The 20087-nt window shown below is 59.5% G+C and carries 22 protein-coding genes; 12 read left to right on the top strand and 10 right to left on the bottom strand.

The genetic code is table 11. The features are described 5' to 3' along the window. Positions 1 to 88: 88 nt before the first annotated feature. The 4 genes from ACR0C3_RS00120 to ACR0C3_RS00135 form a co-directional block, all read right to left on the bottom strand. Positions 89 to 1060, bottom strand: coding sequence for a beta-ketoacyl-ACP synthase III (locus ACR0C3_RS00120; RefSeq protein ID WP_480756544.1), 972 nt, complete (start codon positions 1058 to 1060; stop codon positions 89 to 91). Between the two features lie 22 nt (positions 1061 to 1082). Further along, positions 1083 to 2171 carry a phosphate acyltransferase PlsX gene (gene plsX, locus ACR0C3_RS00125; RefSeq protein WP_480756546.1) on the bottom strand — a complete coding sequence of 363 codons (1089 nt, stop codon included), beginning with the start codon at positions 2169 to 2171 and terminating at the stop codon, positions 1083 to 1085. A 24-nt stretch (positions 2172 to 2195) separates the two neighbouring features. Continuing rightward, on the bottom strand, positions 2196 to 2402 hold the full coding sequence (gene rpmF, locus ACR0C3_RS00130; RefSeq protein WP_008756996.1) for a 50S ribosomal protein L32: 207 nt from the start codon (positions 2400 to 2402) through the stop codon (positions 2196 to 2198). Positions 2403 to 2606: 204 nt separating this feature from the next. Continuing rightward, positions 2607 to 3143 carry a YceD family protein gene (locus tag ACR0C3_RS00135; protein WP_480756547.1) on the bottom strand — a complete coding sequence of 179 codons (537 nt, stop codon included), beginning with the start codon at positions 3141 to 3143 and terminating at the stop codon, positions 2607 to 2609. 84 nt (positions 3144 to 3227) lie between these two features. Here ACR0C3_RS00135 and ACR0C3_RS00140 point away from each other — a divergent pair, with 84 nt between their 5' ends. The 3 genes from ACR0C3_RS00140 to ACR0C3_RS00150 all read left to right on the top strand — a co-directional run bounded on the left by ACR0C3_RS00140 (position 3228) and on the right by ACR0C3_RS00150 (position 6416). Next, a complete protein-coding gene (locus tag ACR0C3_RS00140; RefSeq protein ID WP_170374345.1) occupies positions 3228 to 3704 on the top strand; it encodes an outer membrane protein assembly factor BamE domain-containing protein in 477 nt (158 codons plus the stop codon). 100 nt (positions 3705 to 3804) lie between these two features. Further along, entirely contained in the window at positions 3805 to 4539 is a 735-nt protein-coding gene (locus ACR0C3_RS00145; RefSeq protein ID WP_480756549.1) for a GNAT family N-acetyltransferase, read from the top strand. A 68-nt stretch (positions 4540 to 4607) separates the two neighbouring features. Continuing rightward, on the top strand, positions 4608 to 6416 hold the full coding sequence (locus tag ACR0C3_RS00150; RefSeq protein WP_480756551.1) for an ABC-F family ATP-binding cassette domain-containing protein: 1809 nt from the start codon (positions 4608 to 4610) through the stop codon (positions 6414 to 6416). Between the two features lie 43 nt (positions 6417 to 6459). Here the strand turns inward: ACR0C3_RS00150 and ACR0C3_RS00155 are convergent, their stop codons facing one another. Further along, positions 6460 to 7014 carry a sugar O-acetyltransferase gene (locus ACR0C3_RS00155; protein WP_480756553.1) on the bottom strand — a complete coding sequence of 185 codons (555 nt, stop codon included), beginning with the start codon at positions 7012 to 7014 and terminating at the stop codon, positions 6460 to 6462. A 10-nt stretch (positions 7015 to 7024) separates the two neighbouring features. Continuing rightward, positions 7025 to 7780 (bottom strand): 3-hydroxyacyl-CoA dehydrogenase, encoded by a 756-nt coding sequence (locus ACR0C3_RS00160; protein ID WP_170638478.1) that lies wholly within the window; start codon positions 7778 to 7780, stop codon positions 7025 to 7027. Between the two features lie 199 nt (positions 7781 to 7979). Here ACR0C3_RS00160 and ACR0C3_RS00165 point away from each other — a divergent pair, with 199 nt between their 5' ends. Beyond that, positions 7980 to 8738 (top strand): hypothetical protein, encoded by a 759-nt coding sequence (locus ACR0C3_RS00165; protein WP_480756555.1) that lies wholly within the window; start codon positions 7980 to 7982, stop codon positions 8736 to 8738. 101 nt (positions 8739 to 8839) lie between these two features. On the opposite strand, the gene ACR0C3_RS00170 is transcribed toward ACR0C3_RS00165, so the two are convergent. Beyond that, the gene (locus ACR0C3_RS00170) at positions 8840 to 9601 is read right to left on the bottom strand and encodes a DNA/RNA non-specific endonuclease (RefSeq protein WP_480756557.1); all 762 of its coding nucleotides are present in this window, start codon (positions 9599 to 9601) and stop codon (positions 8840 to 8842) included. 109 nt (positions 9602 to 9710) lie between these two features. Beyond that, on the bottom strand, positions 9711 to 10961 hold the full coding sequence (tyrS, locus tag ACR0C3_RS00175; protein ID WP_170659746.1) for a tyrosine--tRNA ligase: 1251 nt from the start codon (positions 10959 to 10961) through the stop codon (positions 9711 to 9713). Positions 10962 to 11207: 246 nt separating this feature from the next. Between tyrS and ACR0C3_RS00180 the strand changes: the two genes are divergently transcribed. The 3 genes from ACR0C3_RS00180 (at position 11208) to ACR0C3_RS00190 (ending at position 13167) form a co-directional block, all read left to right on the top strand. Beyond that, on the top strand, positions 11208 to 12329 hold the full coding sequence (locus tag ACR0C3_RS00180) for an anhydro-N-acetylmuramic acid kinase (RefSeq protein WP_480756559.1): 1122 nt from the start codon (positions 11208 to 11210) through the stop codon (positions 12327 to 12329). Positions 12330 to 12413: 84 nt separating this feature from the next. Further along, positions 12414 to 12695 (top strand): hypothetical protein, encoded by a 282-nt coding sequence (locus tag ACR0C3_RS00185; protein ID WP_170664972.1) that lies wholly within the window; start codon positions 12414 to 12416, stop codon positions 12693 to 12695. Positions 12696 to 12705: 10 nt separating this feature from the next. After that, positions 12706 to 13167, top strand: coding sequence for a hypothetical protein (locus tag ACR0C3_RS00190; RefSeq protein ID WP_480756561.1), 462 nt, complete (start codon positions 12706 to 12708; stop codon positions 13165 to 13167). Positions 13168 to 13259: 92 nt separating this feature from the next. Here the strand turns inward: ACR0C3_RS00190 and ACR0C3_RS00195 are convergent, their stop codons facing one another. Next, the gene (locus ACR0C3_RS00195; RefSeq protein WP_480756562.1) at positions 13260 to 13682 is read right to left on the bottom strand and encodes a cupin domain-containing protein; all 423 of its coding nucleotides are present in this window, start codon (positions 13680 to 13682) and stop codon (positions 13260 to 13262) included. A gap of 85 nt (positions 13683 to 13767) precedes the next feature. On the opposite strand from ACR0C3_RS00195, the gene ACR0C3_RS00200 reads away from it, so the two are divergent. Beyond that, entirely contained in the window at positions 13768 to 15186 is a 1419-nt protein-coding gene (locus ACR0C3_RS00200; protein WP_480756564.1) for a protein adenylyltransferase SelO, read from the top strand. Here ACR0C3_RS00200 and ACR0C3_RS00205 read toward each other — a convergent pair. Beyond that, positions 15162 to 16079: an adenylate/guanylate cyclase domain-containing protein gene (locus ACR0C3_RS00205; RefSeq protein WP_170373929.1), complete on the bottom strand. Its 918-nt coding sequence runs from the start codon at positions 16077 to 16079 to the stop codon at positions 15162 to 15164. The genes ACR0C3_RS00200 and ACR0C3_RS00205 overlap by 25 nt on opposite strands. 157 nt (positions 16080 to 16236) lie before the next feature. On the opposite strand from ACR0C3_RS00205, the gene ACR0C3_RS00210 reads away from it, so the two are divergent. The 4 genes from ACR0C3_RS00210 (at position 16237) to eno (ending at position 19877) form a co-directional block, all read left to right on the top strand. Continuing rightward, positions 16237 to 16941: an endonuclease/exonuclease/phosphatase family protein gene (locus ACR0C3_RS00210; protein WP_480756566.1), complete on the top strand. Its 705-nt coding sequence runs from the start codon at positions 16237 to 16239 to the stop codon at positions 16939 to 16941. A gap of 83 nt (positions 16942 to 17024) precedes the next feature. Then, entirely contained in the window at positions 17025 to 17438 is a 414-nt protein-coding gene (locus tag ACR0C3_RS00215; RefSeq protein ID WP_170373928.1) for a Fur family transcriptional regulator, read from the top strand. 140 nt (positions 17439 to 17578) lie between these two features. Continuing rightward, a complete protein-coding gene (locus ACR0C3_RS00220; RefSeq protein ID WP_480756568.1) occupies positions 17579 to 18463 on the top strand; it encodes a DMT family transporter in 885 nt (294 codons plus the stop codon). Positions 18464 to 18599: 136 nt separating this feature from the next. Next, positions 18600 to 19877 carry a phosphopyruvate hydratase gene (gene eno / locus ACR0C3_RS00225; protein ID WP_480756569.1) on the top strand — a complete coding sequence of 426 codons (1278 nt, stop codon included), beginning with the start codon at positions 18600 to 18602 and terminating at the stop codon, positions 19875 to 19877. Positions 19878 to 20087: the final 210 nt, after the last annotated feature.

Genomic DNA, 20087 nt, shown 5'->3' on the forward strand with positions numbered 1-20087 from the left:
CCCTGTTGATGTCAAAGCATAGGGCGGGGGCAAATTCACTGTCAATATCAATGAATTGCAGGTGGGGGCGTAAGCTGAATTGCGCCGGTTACCAGCGCAGAACAACCGCGCCCCAAGCCAGCCCGCCGCCAATGGCTTCGGTTACGATCAGATCGCCTTGCTTGATTTGCCCACGCTGTTTGCCAACCGACAGGGCCAGAGGGATCGACGCGGCCGAGGTGTTGCCGTGATCCTGTACGGTGACCACGACATTCTCCATCGGCAAGCCCATCTTCTTGGCCGTGCCCTGAATGATGCGGATATTGGCTTGATGCGGCACAATCCAATCCACGTCCGAGGCCGCCAGCCCGGCGCGATCCAGCGCGGTATTGGCAGTTTTGGCAAGTTTTTCAACGGCATGGCGGAAGACCTGATTGCCCTGCATGCGCAAATGACCGGTCGATTGCGTTGACACGCCCCCATCCACGTAAAGCAGGTCCTGATACCGCCCGTCCGAGTTCAGATCGGTTGCCAGAACGCCTCGGTCGGCTGCAGTGCCTGCGCTGTCTTGTTCCTCAAGGATCAGGGCACCTGCGCCGTCGCCGAACAACACGCAGGTCGAGCGGTCGGTCCAGTCCATGATTCGGGAGAACGTCTCGGCCCCGATGACCAATACACGTTTGGCTTGGCCGGAGAGGATCAGCGCGTTTGCGTTGCTCAGCGCGAAGACGAATCCGGCGCAGACGGCCTGAACATCGAAGGCAAAGCCGCGGGTCATGCCAAGGCGGGCCTGAACCATCGTTGCTGCAGAAGGAAAGGTCAGATCAGCGGTCGAGGTCGCAAGAACGATGGCGTCGATGTCGTCTGCCTCCAGCCCTGCGTCTGCAAGGGCGGCTTTTGCGGCATTGGTCGCCAGATCCGAGGTGGTTTCGCCTTCGGCAGCAAAGTGGCGGCGTTCGATCCCCGACCGGGTTCGGATCCATTCATCCGTCGTATCCAAAGTCTGTTCAAACTCGGAATTCGGGACAACACGTTCGGGCAAATAATGTCCGACACCTACAACGACTGAACGGCCTGCCATGTTTGAGGTACTGCCTTCTTTGTTATTTTTCCGCCTGCGGCGCGGCATGCGCGGCATCTTGTGCAAGCTGGGCCGTTGATGCAACCCGTGCTGCCAATTTTTCGGCAAAACCTGATTGGGCCAGCGTGAAGGCCAGCTTGACTGCGGCTGACACTCCGGTCGCGTCCGCGCCGCCGTGGGATTTCACCACAGTTCCGTTCAGCCCCAGGAAAACGCCTCCGTTCACCCGACGCGGATCGATGCGTTTTTTCAGGCGATTCAGCGAGGTGATCGCCAACACCGACGCAAGCCGCGAGAGGGGTGTGTATTTGAATGCTTCGCGCAGAAGATCGCCGATCAGGCTGGCCGTGCCTTCGCCGGTCTTGATCGCGACATTGCCGGTAAACCCATCGGTCACAATGACATCTGCCTTGTCGCCAGGAATATCGCTGCCTTCGACAAAGCCCACGAAATCGAAATTCGCGGAATCGGCGAAGTCGGTGATCATGGCATGCGCTTCTTTCAGCTCTGCCCGACCTTTATGTTCCTCGGTGCCGACATTCAAAAGCCCGATACGAGGGCGCTGCAGCGCCATACCGTTGCGCGCGTAAGAGGCGCCCATCAGCGCATATTGCAGCAGATCCTTAGCGTCGGCGCGTACATCGGCACCGACATCCAGCATCACGTTGAACCCCTGAGGGTTGCGTGAGGGCCACAGAATCGCAATCGCCGGGCGGCTGACACCGGGCAGTTTGCGCAGACGCATCATCGACAACGCCATCAGCGCGCCGGTGTTGCCACAGGATACCGCGCCATGGGCATCACCCTGACGTACGGCCTCAAGCGCGGACCACATCGAGGTTTGCTTGCCGTTGCGTACAACCTGGCTGGGCTTGTCCTCCATCGTGACGACGTCTGGACAATCACGAAAATCGACGCGCCCATCAAGGACGCGCCGTTTCGCTACGAGCTTGCGCAGCTTGTCTTCCGGACCGTGCAGCAGAAACCCAATATCGGGGTTCTTCTTCGCCGATTGCGCCAAACCTGCTACAACAGCTACGGGACCATCGTCCCCCCCCATAGCATCAACGGAAATGATGATCCGTCCGGCGTGCGTGGGTTGTTCCGTCATGCGAAGGCTTGCGCTCGATCAGGCTTAGGCTGCGTCTTCGTCCAGGTCGATTTCGTCGGCCTGAGCGACGACTTCACGGTCGTCATAGTGGCCGCAGGATGCGCAAACGTGGTGCGGGCGCTTAAGCTCGCCGCAGTTCGGGCATTCGTTCGGGTTTGCAGCAACCAGAGCGTCGTGTGCGCGGCGGTTGTTGCGACGCGACTTGGAAACTTTGTTCTGTTGGACGGCCATGGTCTCAACCTTTGTCTACTGAGGGTCAGCAGAATCGCCGCCGACCGGGTTTCATATTTCGTTTATCGTGGTTTGACGCGCGTTTAGGGTACATGCCCCACGTTGTCCAACCCTAAATCCGATGAGCGCGCGAAAATACTGCGATTCTCGACATGTTCAAGCGATTTTTCTGACCGCCTGCTATGACAGGAAATCTCTGCCCTGTCACTCGTCTTTTTTCAGCGTATCGCGCAAACCCGCCAGTCCGGCGAAGGGTTTGGCATCTTCGTCCGTCATGGCCTGTTTGCCCGGCTCGGTATAGTCGGCCTGCTCCAGTTCCGCTCCCTCTTTGCGTGGATAGAGGGGGAGGGCTAGCGACAGCGCCTCGATCATCACCTGGGTGGGGTCAATTTCGGCGCCCAGAGCCTCGGTTTCGTCGCCTTCGGGGATTTCGAACTCTTCATCCTCGGGGTCCGCCCATTCGGCCAGAAAGGTGCGGGTGACAGGGACGTCGATGCGCGTGGTCACCGGTTCCAGCGTCACGACGCAGGGTTGTACGACCGTTGCGCCCAGTTTGGCGGTCAGAACCCAATCCTTCTTTCCTTCGGCCTCAACTTTGCCGACAAAGCTGAGCTTGCGCAGACCCAGCAGGTCAAGCTCAGCTTTGATGTCGTCCAATTCCGTCGCGTTTGGGCGCAATTCGAAGGATGTTGGCGTGTTTTGGGGCAGGTCGGCCACCCGCAGAGATGTCGTGTTGCTCATTCGTGACCCTTTCCTGTGTTGAACCGGGGCATCGGTTTCTGTAAGCGGATAGGGGCCGTTACGGATCAAGGCAAGAGGGTGTATATGGTGATGGGTGTGAACAAGGTGAAACGAGCAGCGAAATCGCTCGTCTTTATTACCTGTCTGGCTGCGATTGCGGCCTGTACGCCAACCTTCAAGAATCACGGCTATATTCCGCCGGCCGAAGATCTGGCCGAGATCAAAGTGGGCGTCGATACCCGCGACACCGTGGCCGAAGCCATCGGCGCGCCCGGTATTTCCGGCGTTGTGCAAGATTCGGGCTATTACTACGTTGCCTCTCGCGTGCGCTTTTACGGCCCCAAAAGGCCCGAGGTTGTCTCGCGCGAGTTGGTTGCCATCAGCTTTGACCAGCGCGGCGTCGTCCGCAATATCGAGAGGTTCGGTCTGGAGGACGGAGTCGTCGTGACCCTTGAACGGCGCGTGACCGAATCCAGTATCCAGAACAACGGCTTCCTGCGTCAGCTGCTGGGCAATATCGGCAACTTCAACCCAGCTAACATTCCGGGCGCGACCAACTAAGTCACAGGACTGTCGTGTCGTCTTCACAAGGCGGTCACATCTGCCGTGATAGCAGAGCCATAAGGTTGAAATCCGGTCGGCAAGGGCGGAGGATGCGGTCATGGCTGTGTTGTTGAGCAAAGGGCGCTTTCGGGCGCGTCTGGCGCAGAGTGACGAAGATCTGGCGGCGGCGCAGGCGCTGCGGACGTGGGCGTTTGGCACCGGCGCATTGGATGCTGACGCGTTCGATCTGGTTTGCGCCCATGTTCTGGTCGAAGACCTGCAGGACGAGGGCGCTCTGGTCTGTTGTTTCCGTATGTTGACCATGGAGAGCGGCGCTGAGATCGGACGCAGCTACTCGGCGCAGTTTTACGATCTGTCCAGCCTCGAGGGGTTCTCGGGCCGTATGGTTGAGATGGGGCGGTTTTGTATCCACCCCGACCGGACAGACCCGGATATCCTACGTGCCGCGTGGGGCGCGATGACGGCCTATGTGGACCAGAACGGGATCGAGATGCTGTTTGGGTGTTCCTCATTCGCAGGCACCGAGACGGCCGAGTATCTGGACGCGTTCGCGATGCTCAAGGACCGTCATTTGGCCCCGAAACGCTGGCTGCCGCGGGTGAAGGCTCCGGATGTGTTTCGGTTTGCGTCCAAGCTGCGGCGCAGGCCGGACGCCAAAAAAGCGATGCTGCGGATGCCGCCGTTGCTGCGTACCTATCTGATGATGGGCGGTTGGGTCAGCGATCACGCGGTGGTGGATCGGCATATGAACACGTTACACGTGTTCACCGGGTTAGAGATCGGTGCGATACCTCCAGCCCGCAAACGGTTGCTGCGGGCGGTGGCTCGGTAATTCCGTATTTTCGACGACAAGAAGGTGTGGGCGTTGACGCGCCAGCGCTGCCGGTTTAGCTGGCGGGCATGGCGAGAATTCCTTTGTTGCAGATGTCCGGCATTTCCCTGACCTTCGGGGGTGATCCGGTGTTTTCCGGTTTGGATCTGGTGGTCCAGCCGGGTGATCGCGTTGCGCTTGTAGGGCGCAACGGCTCGGGTAAGTCCACCTTGATGAAGGTGATGGCGGGGCTGGTTGAGGCGGATCAGGGTGAGATCGTTGTGCCTCCCGGCAAATCCGTTGGGTACATGGAGCAGGACCCGGGGATGGAGGAGTTCGCGACGCTGGGCGACTATGCCTCAAGCGGGTTGGAACCGGGCGAGCTCTACAAGGTCGAACGGGCCGGTGAGGGGTTGAAATTCGACCCATCGCGCCCCGTTGAGACTGCTTCGGGCGGGGAACGGCGGCGCGCGGCCTTGGCCAAACTGATGGCCGAAGCGCCGGACCTGATGTTGCTGGACGAGCCAACCAACCATCTGGACATCGAAGCCATCGCTTGGCTGGAGCGCGAATTGGGCGCGACGCGGGCTGCCTATGTGCTGATCTCGCACGATCGCGCGTTCCTGCGGGCGTTGACCCGCGCGACCCTGTGGATTGATCGCGGCATGGTGCGGCGGCAGGAGCAGGGCTTCGAGGTGTTCGAGACTTGGCGCGACAAGGTCTGGGAAGAGGAGGATCAGCAGCGTCACAAATTGAACCGCCTGATCAAGTCAGAGGCGAAATGGGCGGTCGAAGGGATCAGTGCGCGACGTAAGCGCAACCAAGGGCGGGTGCGGGCATTGCAAGCCCTGAGGGCCGAGAAGGCGGCGCAGATCAAGCGCCAGGGCTCGGCGGCAATGTCGCTTGAGGCGGGGCCAAAGTCTGGGCGCAAGGTGATCGAGGCCAAAGCCTTGTCCAAAGCCTATGGCGACAAGCAGATCGTGCGCGGCTTTGATCTGTTGGCGCAGCGCGGCGATCGGGTTGCCTTTGTTGGGCCGAACGGGGTGGGCAAAACCACTCTGTTGAAGATGCTGCTGGGGCAAGAGGCTCCGGATGAGGGCTCTGTGACCCTGGGCACCAATCTGGAAATCGCGGTGTTTGACCAGACCCGCGCGCAGTTGGACCCTGAAATGAGCCTCTGGGACAGCCTGACCGGCGACCCAGAGATGCGCGTGTCGGGCAAGGCCGATCAGGTCATGGTTGGCGGGCAGCCCAAGCATGTTGTGGGTTACCTCAAAGAGTTCCTGTTCGATGAACGCCAGGCAAGAGCGGCTGTTAAGTCCCTTTCCGGCGGGGAAAAAGCGCGTTTGCTGCTGGCGAAGCTGATGGCGAAACCGTCGAACCTGCTGGTGTTGGACGAACCGACCAACGATCTGGATGTGGAAACTCTGGACCTGCTGCAAGAGCTGTTGGACGACTATGACGGCACGGTTCTGCTGGTCAGCCACGACCGGGACTTTCTGGACCGAGTTGCCACCACAACCATCGCGATGGAGGGCGATGGCCGAGCGACCGTTTATGCGGGCGGGTGGTCGGATTATATCGCTCAGCGGGGTGATCTTGCCCCCAAGAAAGAAGAGAAAACAAAAGCTTCTAAGCCAAAGGTGAAGCAGGAGAGCAAGCCGAAATCGGGCCTGTCCTTCTCGGAAAAACACCGGCTAGAGAAGCTCCCGGCCGAGATCGCGCGGCTGGAGGCCGAGATTTCCAAGCTGGAAGAGCTGATGGCAGACCCCGATCTGTTCACGCGTGAGCCGGTCAAGTTCCAGAAAGCCACCGAGGCACTGGTCGAACGGCAGGAGAAACTGTCGGCCTCCGAGGAAGAGTGGTTGATGCTTGCGGAGAAGGCCGAAGGCGGGTAGCAAACGAACCGAAGCCCGTTTTCCTCAGACTTTGAGCGTCGTCTTATGCGCTTCCCCGGATCGGGCGTGCGGGCTTGCCAACGACCGTTTCATCGGGTGCGACAGATTTGGTCACGACACTGCCCGCGCCGACAATGGCCCGGTCACCGATTGAGACACCAGGCAGGATTATAGCGCCACCGCCAATCCAAACATTCTCGCCGATCATGACGGGATGCGCGATTTCAAGACCGTCTGCGCGTAGGGCGGGGTCCTTGGCGTGTTCGGCGCAGTAAATCTGGACGTTAGGGCCCAGCATGGTGTCGTTACCGATCTTTACCAGCGCGGTATCCAATACGGTGCAGCCCGCATTAAAATAGACACGATCGCCCAGAGAGAGGTTGAATCCATAGGCGCAATGAAACGGGGCTTCGATGAAACACATATGCCCGGTTTCGGCGAAAAGCGTACGCAGCTCGGGCGCGATGGGGCCGCGATCATCGGGTTGGCATGTGTTGTGGGCGTAAACGGCGCGACGGGCGGCCTGGCGTAAGTCTTCCAGTTCCGGATCGAGGCAGGTGTACCACGCACCTGCCGCCATTTTCTGTCGCTCGCTCATGTTTTTAGGGTTAGCGCATCCTTAGAGCGCCGTCGATGCGGATGACCTCTCCGTTCAGATATCCCATCTCGACGATGAAGGCGGCGAGGCGTCCGTATTCCTTCGGGTCCCCCAAGCGGGGTGGGTTCGGGACGTCGGCGGCCAATTGGGCTTGCACCTCTTCCGGCAGACCGGCCAGCATCGGCGTCATGAAAATGCCGGGCGCGATGGTCATCACGCGGATACCGGTTGAGGCTAGGTCGCGCGCCATGGGTAGGGTCATGCCGACAACGCCGCCTTTTGAGGCCGCATAGGCCGCCTGACCCTTTTGCCCGTCGAACGCCGCGATAGATGCGGTGTTGATGATGACTCCACGGGCCCCGTCTGCATCGGGTTCATTCAAGGCCATTTGAGCCGCAGCCAAACGGGCGACATTGAAACTGCCCACCAGATTGATGTCGATGGTGCGCTGGAACGCGTCCAAAGGGTGCGGGCCGTCGCGCCCGACGGTCTTGATACCGTCCGCAATACCGGCGCAATTCACGGCAGCGGTGATCTTGCCCATTTTATCCGTGGCCAGCCCGACCGCTGCTGCGACCGAGGCTTCTTGGGTTACATCGGTCTCATTGAAATGCCCTCCGATCTCGGCGGCGACCTTCGCGCCTCGGTCGGCATCGCGATCCAGCAGCGTGACCTGAGCGCCTTGTGCGGCAAAGTACCGGGCGGTGGCTTCGCCCAAACCGGACGCGCCGCCGGTGATGATGGCTGCGGTGTCGGACAGGTTCATGATGGGCCTCCTCGCGGGTTAATGAACATATGTTCAATAAACAGTTTAGCCGCGTCCTGTCTATAGGTTTGGCTTTGGACCCCGCGTTGGGTTCTGAAGAAATCCTCAGAAACCTTTCAGATCGGCTTCACGGAAGATCGCCAACTCGTGAATGAACAACCTGACGCGGTCGGGTGTTTTTTCGTCAGGAGGTGCTGAAATGTTAAAGAGTACAAAGCAAAAACTTGGCGCGCTTGCGATTGCGCCGTTTGTCGGGGTGTTCATGGTCGGAAGCGCAGCAGCCGCGCCGGAAACCTGCAACTGGAAAATAGCGCGTGATCTCGCCAATGCCGGAGACTACGCAGGTTTGTGCGATTGCGCGCAGGTTACGCCCAGCTTTCTGGAGCGTCTGCAGAGGCGGGCCGATTTCGAAACCACTCTAAGCGTTACAGGTGCGCAATGCCCGGGATTGGCCACTTTACTGACCGATTTGCCCACGGCGAGCGTGCAGGCCGCTTCGAACCAAGGCGAGGACAGATCGTCTGACGGTCCAATCAACGGCGGCGGAAGCGGTCCGGCGGGTGACGGTGGCGCAGGCGGCAATGACGGCCCCGGTGATGGGGGCGATGGTCCGGGTAACGGTGGCGATGGCCCCGGCAATGGTGGTGGCGGTGACGGCCCTGGAAACGGAGGCAATGGCGGCAACAACGGCGGTCCCGGCAACGGCAATGGAAATGGCGGAAACCCCGGAAACGGTGGCGGCAACAACGGAGGTTCAGGGCCGGGCACCGGTAACGGTGGCGGCAACAATGGACAGGGCGGCGGCTCCGGAAACGGTGGTGGTGGCTCCGGAAATGGCGGAAGCAGCGGAGGCAGCAAGGGCGGCGACGGCAAAGGCGGTGGCGGCAAAGGTGGCGATGGTAAAGGAAGTGGCGGCAAGGGCGGCGACGGTAAGGGTGGCGGCAAGGGCAAGAAGTAGCCCGTCGCGACGTAGTCCCTAAACTTTGGGTGGGTCGCCAAATCCGGCGACCTACACAAGCATACTCAACTCCGGTTGCAACAAGCGCCATCTCGGCAGATTTACAGCGCCAGCGCGTAGGTCACCGGTTTAGCGCCAGTCGCTTTAGGCATCTTCTTTGCTGCCGATGCCGGTAATTTCGACTTTGCGATCCGCTCGCCTGGTTTGCCGTCTTTGAAAAAACTGTCGACCCGCCAGCTTGCTTTCAGGGTTCTCGGCAGTTTGCTCAACATGCGCGAGGTTTCCTTTGACGCACTGCTCCACCAGGGTTTCATGCCGCCGCTGCAATTTGCATGAAACCGGACGCGGACCCGATAACCCGAGGCTTTCTCTTCTTTTTTGAAGTCCTGCAAGCTCTTGATCAGCATGGATTCAAAGGCACTGTAGTAGGTCGAGTTCGAGCTGGCCGACATGGGCGTCAGATTAACATTGGTGCCGGGCCCGCCAAGTTTTTCGCTCAGGATGTGACCTTTGATGCATGTCTGTGCCTGCAGTTCCGAGTAGTCGGACAGCATCTGAATTTCTGTCAGCGCCAGAAGCTCCAAAATTTTGTCGACCGAATTTGCCTTTGCAAGCTTTTGTAGGGTCGACTTGCTGGACAGGGCCTTTTGCACCGCGGCCAGATCAATCAGGTCTTTTACATCCCAGCGCGAGTTGAACCGCTCGACAATCGCGCAACGGCCAGTAGCCGGAGAGCTTCCCTTTTGCTTCAAGCTGTCGGTTGTCAGGATGCAGGTGACCTCATCCGCGCCAGTTGAGAATTTTTCGCCTTCAAAGACAACGTCCGCGCGGCGGGAAGATGTGAATTTGTTCGCAACTACCATGTTCAAATCATACTAAAACGCTTCAATAGTCAGCAGTTTAGCATAGATTTGGGCTTCGACGAAATAAGGCGCTCCGGGCGCAGGTGTTTGCGCCCGGAAACGAGAAAGATCAGCCCAGCTGAACCAGCGCGTGGCGCTTCTTTCCCGCGCTCAGTTTGATCGGAGAGGAAAGCGCGCCTGCGTCAATCATCAGGCCTGCGTCCGTCAGCGGCGCGTCGTCCAGCTTGGCGCCGTTTTCCGAGATCAGGCGCTTGGCTTCTTTGCCGGACTTGGCGAGACCGGATTTCACGATCAACTGCACGATCGACATGCCATCGCCCAGCTCATCCGCGCTGAGCGTGAGGGTCGGAAGGTCTCCGCCAACTCCGCCTTTTTCGAACACCTCGCGCGCGGTGGCCTCGGCTGTGGCAGCGGCTTCGGCACCATGCAGAAGGGTCGTGACCTCATTGGCGAGGCGGATTTTGGCTTCGTTGATCTCGGAACCCTGCAACGCGCCCATGCGGTCGCACTCATCGACCGGAAGCTCGGTGAAAATCTTCAGGAAACGACCTACGTCAGCGTCGGTTGTGTTGCGCCAGAACTGCCAGAACTCATAAGGCGACAGCATATCGCCGTTCAGCCAGATCGCGCCGCCTTGCGATTTGCCCATCTTGCGGCCGTCGCTGGTGGTCAACAAAGGCGTCGTCAGGCCATAGATTTCCTGATCCAATACGCGGCGGGTCAGGTCGATACCGTTGACGATATTGCCCCACTGGTCCGACCCGCCCATTTGCAGAACGCAGCCATAGCGGCGGTTTAGCTCAAGGAAGTCATAGGCCTGCAGGATCATGTAGTTGAATTCCAGGAAGCTCAGCGATTGTTCGCGGTCCAGCCGGGATTTCACGGACTCGAAGGACAGCATTCGGTTGACCGAGAAATGCCGCCCGATATCGCGCAGGAAATCGAGGTAGTTCAGGCTGTCGAGCCATTCCGCATTGTTCAGCATCAACGCGCCGGTGTTGCTGTCGTCATAGGACAGGTACTTGGCGAAGACCTTCTGCATCCCGGCGATGTTGGCGTCGATCTGTTCGGGCCCAAGCAGGGGGCGCTCGTCCGAGCGGAACGAGGGGTCGCCTACCTTGGTGGTGCCGCCGCCCATCAGGGTAATCGGCTTGTGGCCGGTCTTTTGCAACCAACGCAACACCATGATGTTCATCAGGTGCCCCACATGCAATGACTGCGCAGTGGCGTCATAGCCGATATAAGCCGTCTGAACCCCGTCGATCAGCGCGTCGTCAAGGCCTTGATAATCGGTGCAGTCGGCGAGAAAGCCGCGCTCGATCATCGTGGCGATGAAATCCGATTTGGGGTGGTAGGTCATATCGTGCCCTCGGGGTTACTGTTGCGGGGCACTGTATAGGCGGCGGCGTGGGGAAGGGGAAGGTGCCTTTTGCGCTGAAAAAACACCCTGGGTCAGCGTCGCATACATGGCGCTTGGGGCAGAATTCTTTGCGGCTTGGGCGCAAGGCGCTTGCCTTGTCTGCCATAGGCGGGGCAGGTTGGCGCCGTTGCACGCTCTGATTGTTCAGAAGGCAGGTGCAACGTCTGATACAGGCAGGAGGCAGCCGTGCGGCAGTCCAACAAGATACAAGGGCCGATCCGTGCGCTTGGGGCGATGTCCGGAACGTCGATGGATGGCGTGGATGCCGCCGTGGTCGAAACCGATGGTCATCGGATCTTCAGCTTTGGTGAAACCGGCTATCGCGCCTATTCCGAGGCCGAACGCGCGGTGATTCGGGCCGCCTTGGGACAATGGCAAGGCGCGGATGTTGAGGTCGCGGGCGAGTTGGTTACAGTGGCCCACGCTGAGGCCCTGTCGGAATTCGAAGAGGTGGATTTGATCGGCTTTCACGGCCAGACCCTTGCGCATGAGCCGCGTCGGCGCGGCACCTTGCAAGTGGGCGATGGCGTCGGTCTGGCGCAGGCGCTGGGTTTGCCGGTTGTCTGGGATTTCCGCAGTGACGATGTGGCTTTGGGGGGCGAAGGCGCGCCTCTGGCCCCGTTTTTTCATTTCGCCTGTGCCAAATGGATCGATGCGCAGGAGCCGCTGTGTTTCCTGAACCTCGGCGGTGTCGGCAACTTGACCTATGTAGACCCGTCCTTTGATGGCCCTGAGGCACCGGGGGCGTTGCTGGCTTTTGACACCGGTCCGGCAAATGCGCCTGTGGATGATCTGATGCAGGCCCGTCTGGGCCAGCCAATGGACCGCGACGGTGCAGTGGCCCGAGGCGGCACCGTGGAAACCGGTGCGCTTGAGCTGTTTCTGGCTGAGCCGTTCTTTGCGCGCATGCCACCCAAGTCCCTGGACCGAAACGACTTTGCCGAGATGGTACGACTGGTGCGGGAGTTGAGCGATGCGGACGCCGTTGCGACCCTGACCGCGATGTGTGCGGCGGGTGTGGCGCAGGGGATGCAGCATTGCCCGAAACCTCCGGCGCGCGTGCTAGTGACCGGCGGCGGGCGGCATAACCCCGTTCTGATGGAGATGCTGCGTGTCTCCTTGGATTGCCCGGTTGAGCCGGTCGAGGCCGTGGGTCTGGATGGCGATATGCTAGAAGCGCAGGCCTTCGCCTATCTAGCGGTCCGCGTGGCGCGGGGCTTGCCGACCTCATGCCCTGGAACGACGGGGGTGCAGGCCCTGGTGGGCGGAGGCATTGTCAGCCGTGTCTCGGTGGATCAGGCCAGCTAAGCTGGAAACTCGGACCAAGTGGTTCAAAAGCGGGCATAAATATGCAACGCTTGTGTAAACTTGTTTCAACAAAGGTCTTGTTTCATGGCGACAAAAGCGGAACTGGAAGCCGAACTTGAGGCGCTGCGGGCTCGCAACGCGAAGTTGGAGGAGAGCGCGGAGGTGGGCGCCGAAGAAAAGGCCTCGACCAAGACCAGCGATGAGATTCGGCGATTGCTGAAAGAGCATGGCGTTGATCTATCCGGGGCCGAGGCCATGGGTGAGGATGTCGTTGCCGAGTTTGGCCGTTTGCAGAAGGACTATCCGATTACAGTTCTGCTGATTGCATTCTCGCTTGGGTATGTGGTCGGCCGAGCCAGCAGATAGAGAGGGTGAGATGAGCAGACTTAGCAGAAATCTTGTAACGATCTATCGCACGGAACGCCTGATCGCGCGTCGTCGTCTTGCGGTCATGCAGCAACAGACGATCCTGATGGTGCTGGCGGGTATCGCTGCACTGGCCGGTCTGGTTGCCCTGAATGTTGCCATCTTTTTCGCGCTGGAAACGTTGATGTCTTCCGCCGGCGCAGCAGCGGTGCTGGCGGCAGGAAACCTGGTTTTAGCAGCGCTACTGGTTCTGTTTGCGCGGCGGACCAGTGTCGAGGATGAAATCGCCCCGGCGGTAGAAGTTCGCGACATGGCGATTGCAGACGTTGAAGACGAGATGGAAGAGATGGCCACTGAGGCGCGCGAGGTGGTTCAGGCGGTCAAGAGTATCGGGGCAAATCCGCTGGGATCTTTACCAGCGTTGCTGGTGCCCTTGTTGACAGCGCTTTTGAAGAACCGGGCCGAGAAATAGGTGGGTGCGGGGTTGGGGGCTCTGCCCCCGCCGCGCTTTGCGCGACTCCCCCCGAGGTATTCTTAGCCAGATGAAGTTTGGATCCACAATTGCTATCGGTTGCGAGGGATGTCGAAACCGGGGACGGCGAGGTCGAAGCCTTCGAATTCGAAGCCGGGAGAGACGGTGCAACTGACCAGAGTATAGCCTCCGGTCGTTCGGGCCGCTTGCCAGTGGTCTTCAGGAACAATCAGTTGCGGCGCGCCTTTGGACAGGTCTGGGCTGAGAAGGTGGTCGGTGGCGGGGCCTTGGTCGGTTTCGCTGATCGACAAGATCAAAGGGGCGCCTGCGTGGTAGAGCCAGATCTCGGTGGCATCGACGCGGTGCCAGTGGCTGGATTCCTTGGCCTCTAGCAGGAAATAGATGCAAGTGCCCGTGGCACGGCCTTCGTTTTGCGCGCGCCATGTCTCGCGGTACCAGCCGCCTTCGGGGTGTTTTTGCAGGTTCAGGTGGTCGATGATCTCTTGCGCGGTCATGTTTGGCCCTTTGGGTTTGCGCGATTATGCATGGGTTCACACGATCCGCTATGGCAATCATCGCCTAAGGTCATATGTTTGCACAATGCCCCTTACGATCCCCTTTGATAACTCCTACGCCCGTTTGCCGGATGCCTTTTACACGCGGCAGTCTCCGGTCCCTGTGAAAGAGCCTCAGTTGATTGCGTTCAACGAGGGGTTGGCGAGGATTTTGCGCATCTCACCCGGAGATGTCACGGAGATGGCGCAGGCTTTTGCAGGGAATACGGTACCCGATGGGGCAGAGCCTTTGGCACAACTTTATTCGGGTCACCAGTTCGGGACCTATAATCCTCAGCTCGGTGATGGGCGCGCGGTTTTGCTGGGTGAGACTGTGGGCGAAGACGGGATTCGCCGTGACATTCAGCTAAAGGGCTCGGGCCGGACGCCTTATTCGCGGCAAGGCGATGGGCGGGCATGGCTGGGGCCGGTGTTGCGGGAATACGTTGTTTCAGAAGCGATGCATGCGCTGGGCATTCCGACCACGCGGGCTTTGGCCGCTGTAGAAACGGGTGAAGCGGTTTACCGCGAAGGGCCGATGCCCGGGGCGGTTCTGACCCGTGTGGCGCAGAGCCATCTGCGCGTAGGCACATTTCAGGTCTTTGCTGGGCGCAGGCAGGTCGAAAGTTTGAAACAACTGACCGACTATGCCATCCAGCGCCACTACCCAAAGGCCGAGGGGCCAATGGGTCTGTTGCGGGCCGTTCGCGATGCGCAGGCAAAGCTGATCGCGGCGTGGATGAGCGTTGGGTTCATCCACGGTGTGATGAATACGGACAATTCCTCGATCGCGGGGGAGACCATCGACTATGGTCCTTGCGCCTTCATGGACAGCTACCATCCGAATACTGTCTACAGCTCGATCGACCGGATGGGGCGTTATGCCTTTTCCAACCAGCCCGAAATCGCAGTGTGGAATCTGGCGCAACTGGCGACGGCCTTGATCCAGCAATACGATGATCCTCGGGACGGTGTCGAAGAAGCGACAGAGATCGTACACGCCACGCCCGATTTGCTCCAGCAGGAGTGGTTGAGCCGCTTCCGTGCCAAACTGGGTTTGACGCGCGAGGAGGAGGGCGATCTTGGGCTGATCACCGACCTGTTGAAGCGTATGGCGGAGGAGCATGCGGATTTCACCAATACGTTCAGGGCGCTGGGCGGTGAGCGCGCGCGGGACCAATTCACGAACCCTGAGGCGTTTGATAGCTGGGCTGAGGGTTGGCAGGCCCGCATGTCACGCGAGGCGGACCCGCACGGGGTGATGTCAGCGACAAACCCGGCCTTCATCCCGCGCAACCACCGTGTTGAGCAGATGATCGAAGCTGCGGTGACGGGGGACTATGCCCCGTTCCATCGTTTGAACGATGTGTTGTCACGCCCCTTTGTGGATCAGCCCGAGAATCCCGACCTAACACGGCCCCCCAGTGCAAATGAGGTAGTTCACGCCACGTTTTGCGGAACCTGATTGCGGCCCAGCAGCTCGAATTGCAGGCAGGTCTCGGACATGTCGATGGGCAGGGTCGGTGAGATCAGGCCACTATCGGCCAGCATGACCGATTCCCGTTTCAGTTGGATTTCGCGTCCGGATTCTGACTTCACGTAGGTCCCCGAGGTGCTGCGGTCTGTCAGGATCAGCTTACCCGCTTTCATGGCAAGGACCGCATGCAGGCGCGAGATCCAGGGCTGCGGTAGCACCACATCGCAGTCAGGCGCGCGGCCAATCTTGAACTCTCCGTTTCCGAGACAGCGCCAGACGCGGTCCTCGTGGCGCAGGATCAGGGTCAGGCCTTCGCGGGGCTGCCAGTTCTCCTCGGTGCGGCCGAAATTCTGCGGCAGCCTAGTCTGCATGATCGAGTCAGACTCGGGGTGGATTAGCGAATAGGCTGTCTGAGCCTCGGTAAGCCCCTTGAGGCTAAGCTGGCCCAGCGGTGTAAGCGTGGTTCGTAGTTCGGCGGGCAGCAAGACAGCGATCCCTTGGCTGAAACAAGCCTCGCCCGGATTGGCTGCGGTTGCAAAACGGGCGGTCACGTTGACGGCCTCGCCATAGATGCCGCGCTTGCCGATCACGATGGGGCCGCAATGTACGCCGACGTGGACGGATAGCGGCGTATGGGTTGAAGGCTCGATCAGCTTCAGGGCTGCATTGTAGGCCGAGCTTGGGTTCTCGAAATAGCTGAGAACATCGTCGCCCTTTTGTCCGACCGGAATGCCGCCGAACTCCTGCAGGACGGAACGCAACCGGTCAATCTCAAGTTGGATCAGGCGCTGGGCTTCGTCATCGCCCACCGCCTTGTAGAGCGGCGTACTGCCCACGATATCGGCAATGATCATCGTGGCGAATGTGGATTCAACGTCCAAGGGCGAGTTTCCTTTTTGCGGCAGTTTAACCCCGCTTGATTTCGTGTAAACTTATTTAATGTAATGCTCATAAACCTTTGAGGGAACGCGCTGAGAATTGCAACACCGCGCCCATTCCAAAGGTTCCAAATCGGTGCCGTTGACCCTGAAAAGCGATATGAAAATACCCTCAGTTCTGCGGCTTGGCAGCTACAATATCCAGAAATGTGTCGGCCTTGATCTCCGGCGTCAGCCACAGCGCATCCTTCAGGTTCTCGAAGGGATGCGCGCCGATATCGTCGTGTTGCAGGAGGCTGACAAACGGTTGCCGCCACGGCCTGCCGCGCTGCCTCAGTTCATGTTGGATGAGGCCGGATGGCAGATCGTCGATCTGGGCGGGGCTGGCAGTTTGGGATGGCATGGAAATGCGGTGATCTGGCGCGGTGATGCGATCTCGGTCCGTCAAACCGGCCATCACGAATTGCCGGGGTTCGAGCCGCGCGGCGCGGTACGGGTTGAGTTCGATACCCCCATTGGGCCGCTTAGGGTGATGGGCATGCATCTTGGGTTGCTGTCCGCCTCGCGTCGACGGCAGATCACCCATATACGCCAGTTCGGTGCGGATCTGGAGGATATGCCCACGGTCTGGGCCGGGGATTTCAACGAATGGTCGCGCTCACCTGTACTCGATAACCTTGTGCCTGAAATGCGGTTTTTGCCTCCAATCCCCAGCTTTCCCGCCGCCCAGCCCTTGGGCGCATTGGACCGGATCGCCCTTGGGCAGGGGGTCGAGGTGCATGCGCATGGGGTGCATGAGGATCGCCCGGCCCATATCGCCTCGGACCATCTGCCGATCTGGGCCGATCTGCGCCGTGACGGATGATCTGCGCAGGCATGTCGAATTCTTGTGGCGCGTCGCGTGCGGACATACTAAGACAGATACCCGAGTAGTTTCTGAGGGGCATCATGCCGGATACGATCATTTCGCGCTGTGAGGCCAAAGGCCTTCGCATGACCGGCCAACGGCGCACTATTGCGCAGGTTCTCGAGGAGAGCGCGGATCACCCGGATGTCGAAGAACTCTATGCCCGCGCGTCCGCTTTGGATTCGGGTATCTCGATCGCAACGGTCTACCGCACGGTGAAACTGTTCGAAGAGGCCGGGATTCTGGAGCGTCTGGAATTCGGCGATGGCCGCGCCCGTTATGAAGATGCCGAGAGGGATCACCATGATCACCTGATCGACATGCAATCGGGTGAAGTGATCGAATTCGTCGACCCCGAGATCGAAGCTCTGCAGGAAAAGATCGCGGAAAAATTGGGCTATCGCCTGAAGGGGCACCGGTTGGAGCTGTATGGCGTTCCCATCAAGCCTGAGTGATCCATCACCAAACGCGATGGGTGGCAACAAGACAATTCATCGCTCGCGATGTGATAGGTCTTGATTTAGCGCAATACATACGGTTTTGCTGAAGCGAGAAGGTGGCAATTGGTGCCGCCCATTTCTTTACGGACAGACCCATGAACAACGTCAACGGCATTTTGCTGGTCATTGCGTCTATGGCGGCATTCACGCTTGAAGATGTGTTCATCAAGCAGCTGACGTCTTCCATCTCGCCGGGCCAGATTCTGGTCATGCTGGGGCTGGTCTGTTCTTTAGTATTTCTGGTCATGGCCATCGCGACCCGCAAACGGATTTTTGTACCCGAGGCGTGGCAGCTTTTACCAATGATCCGCGCTATGTCCGAAGCCGTCGCTGCGGTAGCCTTTGTGACGGCGCTGGCCCTTGTGGACCTTTCGACCGTGGCGGCCGTGTTTCAGGCAATGCCTCTAGCGGTCACCATGGGGGCAGCGCTGTTTCTGGGTGAACAGGTCGGTTGGCGACGCTGGAGCGCGATTGGCGTTGGCTTTGTCGGGGTACTAATGATCATCCGTCCCGGGCTTGAAGGGTTCCGCCCGGAATCCCTCTATGTCGTGGCTGCGGTCATCGGCGTGGCGGCGCGCGATCTGATAACACGGCGGTTGGACAGCAAGGTCTCGTCGGCGGTGGTGTCCTTGCAGGCCTATCTGGCTTTGGCTGTCGGCGGCGCCGCCTTAATGATCATGAGCGGCCATCCACTGGAAGCCATGCAAAGCGCTGAGATCTGGCCTTTCGCCGGAGCGGCCTTGTTCGGTGTTCTGGGCTACTATGCGATCGTGATTGCAATGCGCGTCGGCGAAGCCTCGGCTGTCACGCCGTTTCGCTATACACGGCTTCTGTTTTCGATCCTTGCGGGTGTCCTGGTCTTTGGCGAACGTCCGGACCTGATGACACTGGCCGGGGCGTCCCTTATCATCGGCTCGGGCCTGTATACCTTTCTACGCGAACGCAAATTGGCGCGCGAAATGGCCTTGGCCGCGGCGTAACCCTGTTGGCGCAAACATGACGCTGTTAGCCCTAAAGGGCCGAGAATATAAGTGTTAGCGATAACGGAAATGGTTTACTTTTGGTTCCGTGCTGCTATGACGCGTGCAACGGAATGCAGCCACAGGGACCGCCCTCATGAGTACCATCATCGACATTCACGCACGCGAAATCCTGGACAGCCGGGGCAACCCGACGGTCGAGGTCGACGTGATTCTGGAAGACGGCACAATGGGCCGCGCGGCTGTGCCCTCGGGTGCCTCCACCGGCGCCTATGAGGCGGTTGAAAAACGCGACGGTGACAAGGCGCGTTACATGGGCAAAGGCGTGCTCGAGGCCGTTGCCGCCGTCAACGGCGAGATCGCCGAGGAGCTGGTAGGCTTTGACGCGACCGAACAGGTCGCCATCGACCAGGCGATGATCGAGTTGGACGGGACCGAGAACAAGGGTCGTTTGGGCGCAAACGCTATTCTGGGTGTTTCGCTTGCGACGGCCAAGGCGGCGGCGGATTTCACCACGCAACCCTTGTATCGCTATGTCGGTGGTACCTCGGCCCGCGTCCTGCCGGTTCCGATGATGAACATCATCAACGGGGGCGAGCACGCCGACAACCCGATCGACATTCAGGAATTCATGATCATGCCGACCTCGGCCGCGAATATCCGCGAGGCGGTCCGCATGGGCTCCGAGGTGTTCCACACACTCAAGCGTGAGCTGTCGGCTGCCGGTCTGGCCACCGGAGTGGGCGACGAAGGTGGCTTTGCCCCCAACATCGCGTCGACCCGTGAGGCATTGGATTTCATCCTGCAGGCGGTCGAAAAAGCGGGCTACAAGCCGGGTGAGGAAATTCACCTCGCGCTGGATTGCGCCGCGACCGAATACTTCAAGGACGGCAAATATGTGCTGGCGGGTGAGAATATCTCGCTGACCTCAGAGGAAAACGCCGAGTATCTGGCGACCTTGGTCAATGACTATCCGATCATCTCGATTGAAGACGGTATGTCCGAAGACGACTGGGATGGCTGGAAAGCGCTGACCAACGCGATCGGTGACAAGGTGCAACTGGTCGGCGACGACCTATTCGTGACCAACCCGGAACGTCTGGCCGAAGGGATCGAGCGTGGTTGCGCCAACTCGATGCTGGTCAAGGTGAACCAGATCGGATCGCTGACCGAGACCCTACGCGCCGTCGATATGGCCCACCGCGCGCGCTATACCAACGTGATGTCGCACCGCTCGGGCGAGACCGAGGATGCCACCATCGCCGACCTGGCCGTGGCGACCAATTGCGGTCAGATCAAGACCGGATCGCTGGCGCGTTCGGACCGGTTGGCCAAGTATAACCAACTGATCCGTATCGAGGAATCGCTGGGTGAAGTTGCGGAGTATGCCGGAGCGTCGATCCTGAAACGGTGATCTGAAACCCGGTTCTGAACTCTGTTAGAGGCCCTCTTTCCCCGGAAAGAGGGCCTTTTTGATAGCAAAAAGACGATTGCGACTTTGAATTCTTCTGGCTAGGAGAATTCGCCTTATTTGCAGGTATTTAGCGGGTTAACGGATGTTATGTGTGAACTTAATCACACAGCGCTCACGGTTTCGTGTTCTATACTGAAGTCATTACAGAAA

This window comes from Ruegeria sp. CK3 (assembly GCF_056536565.1).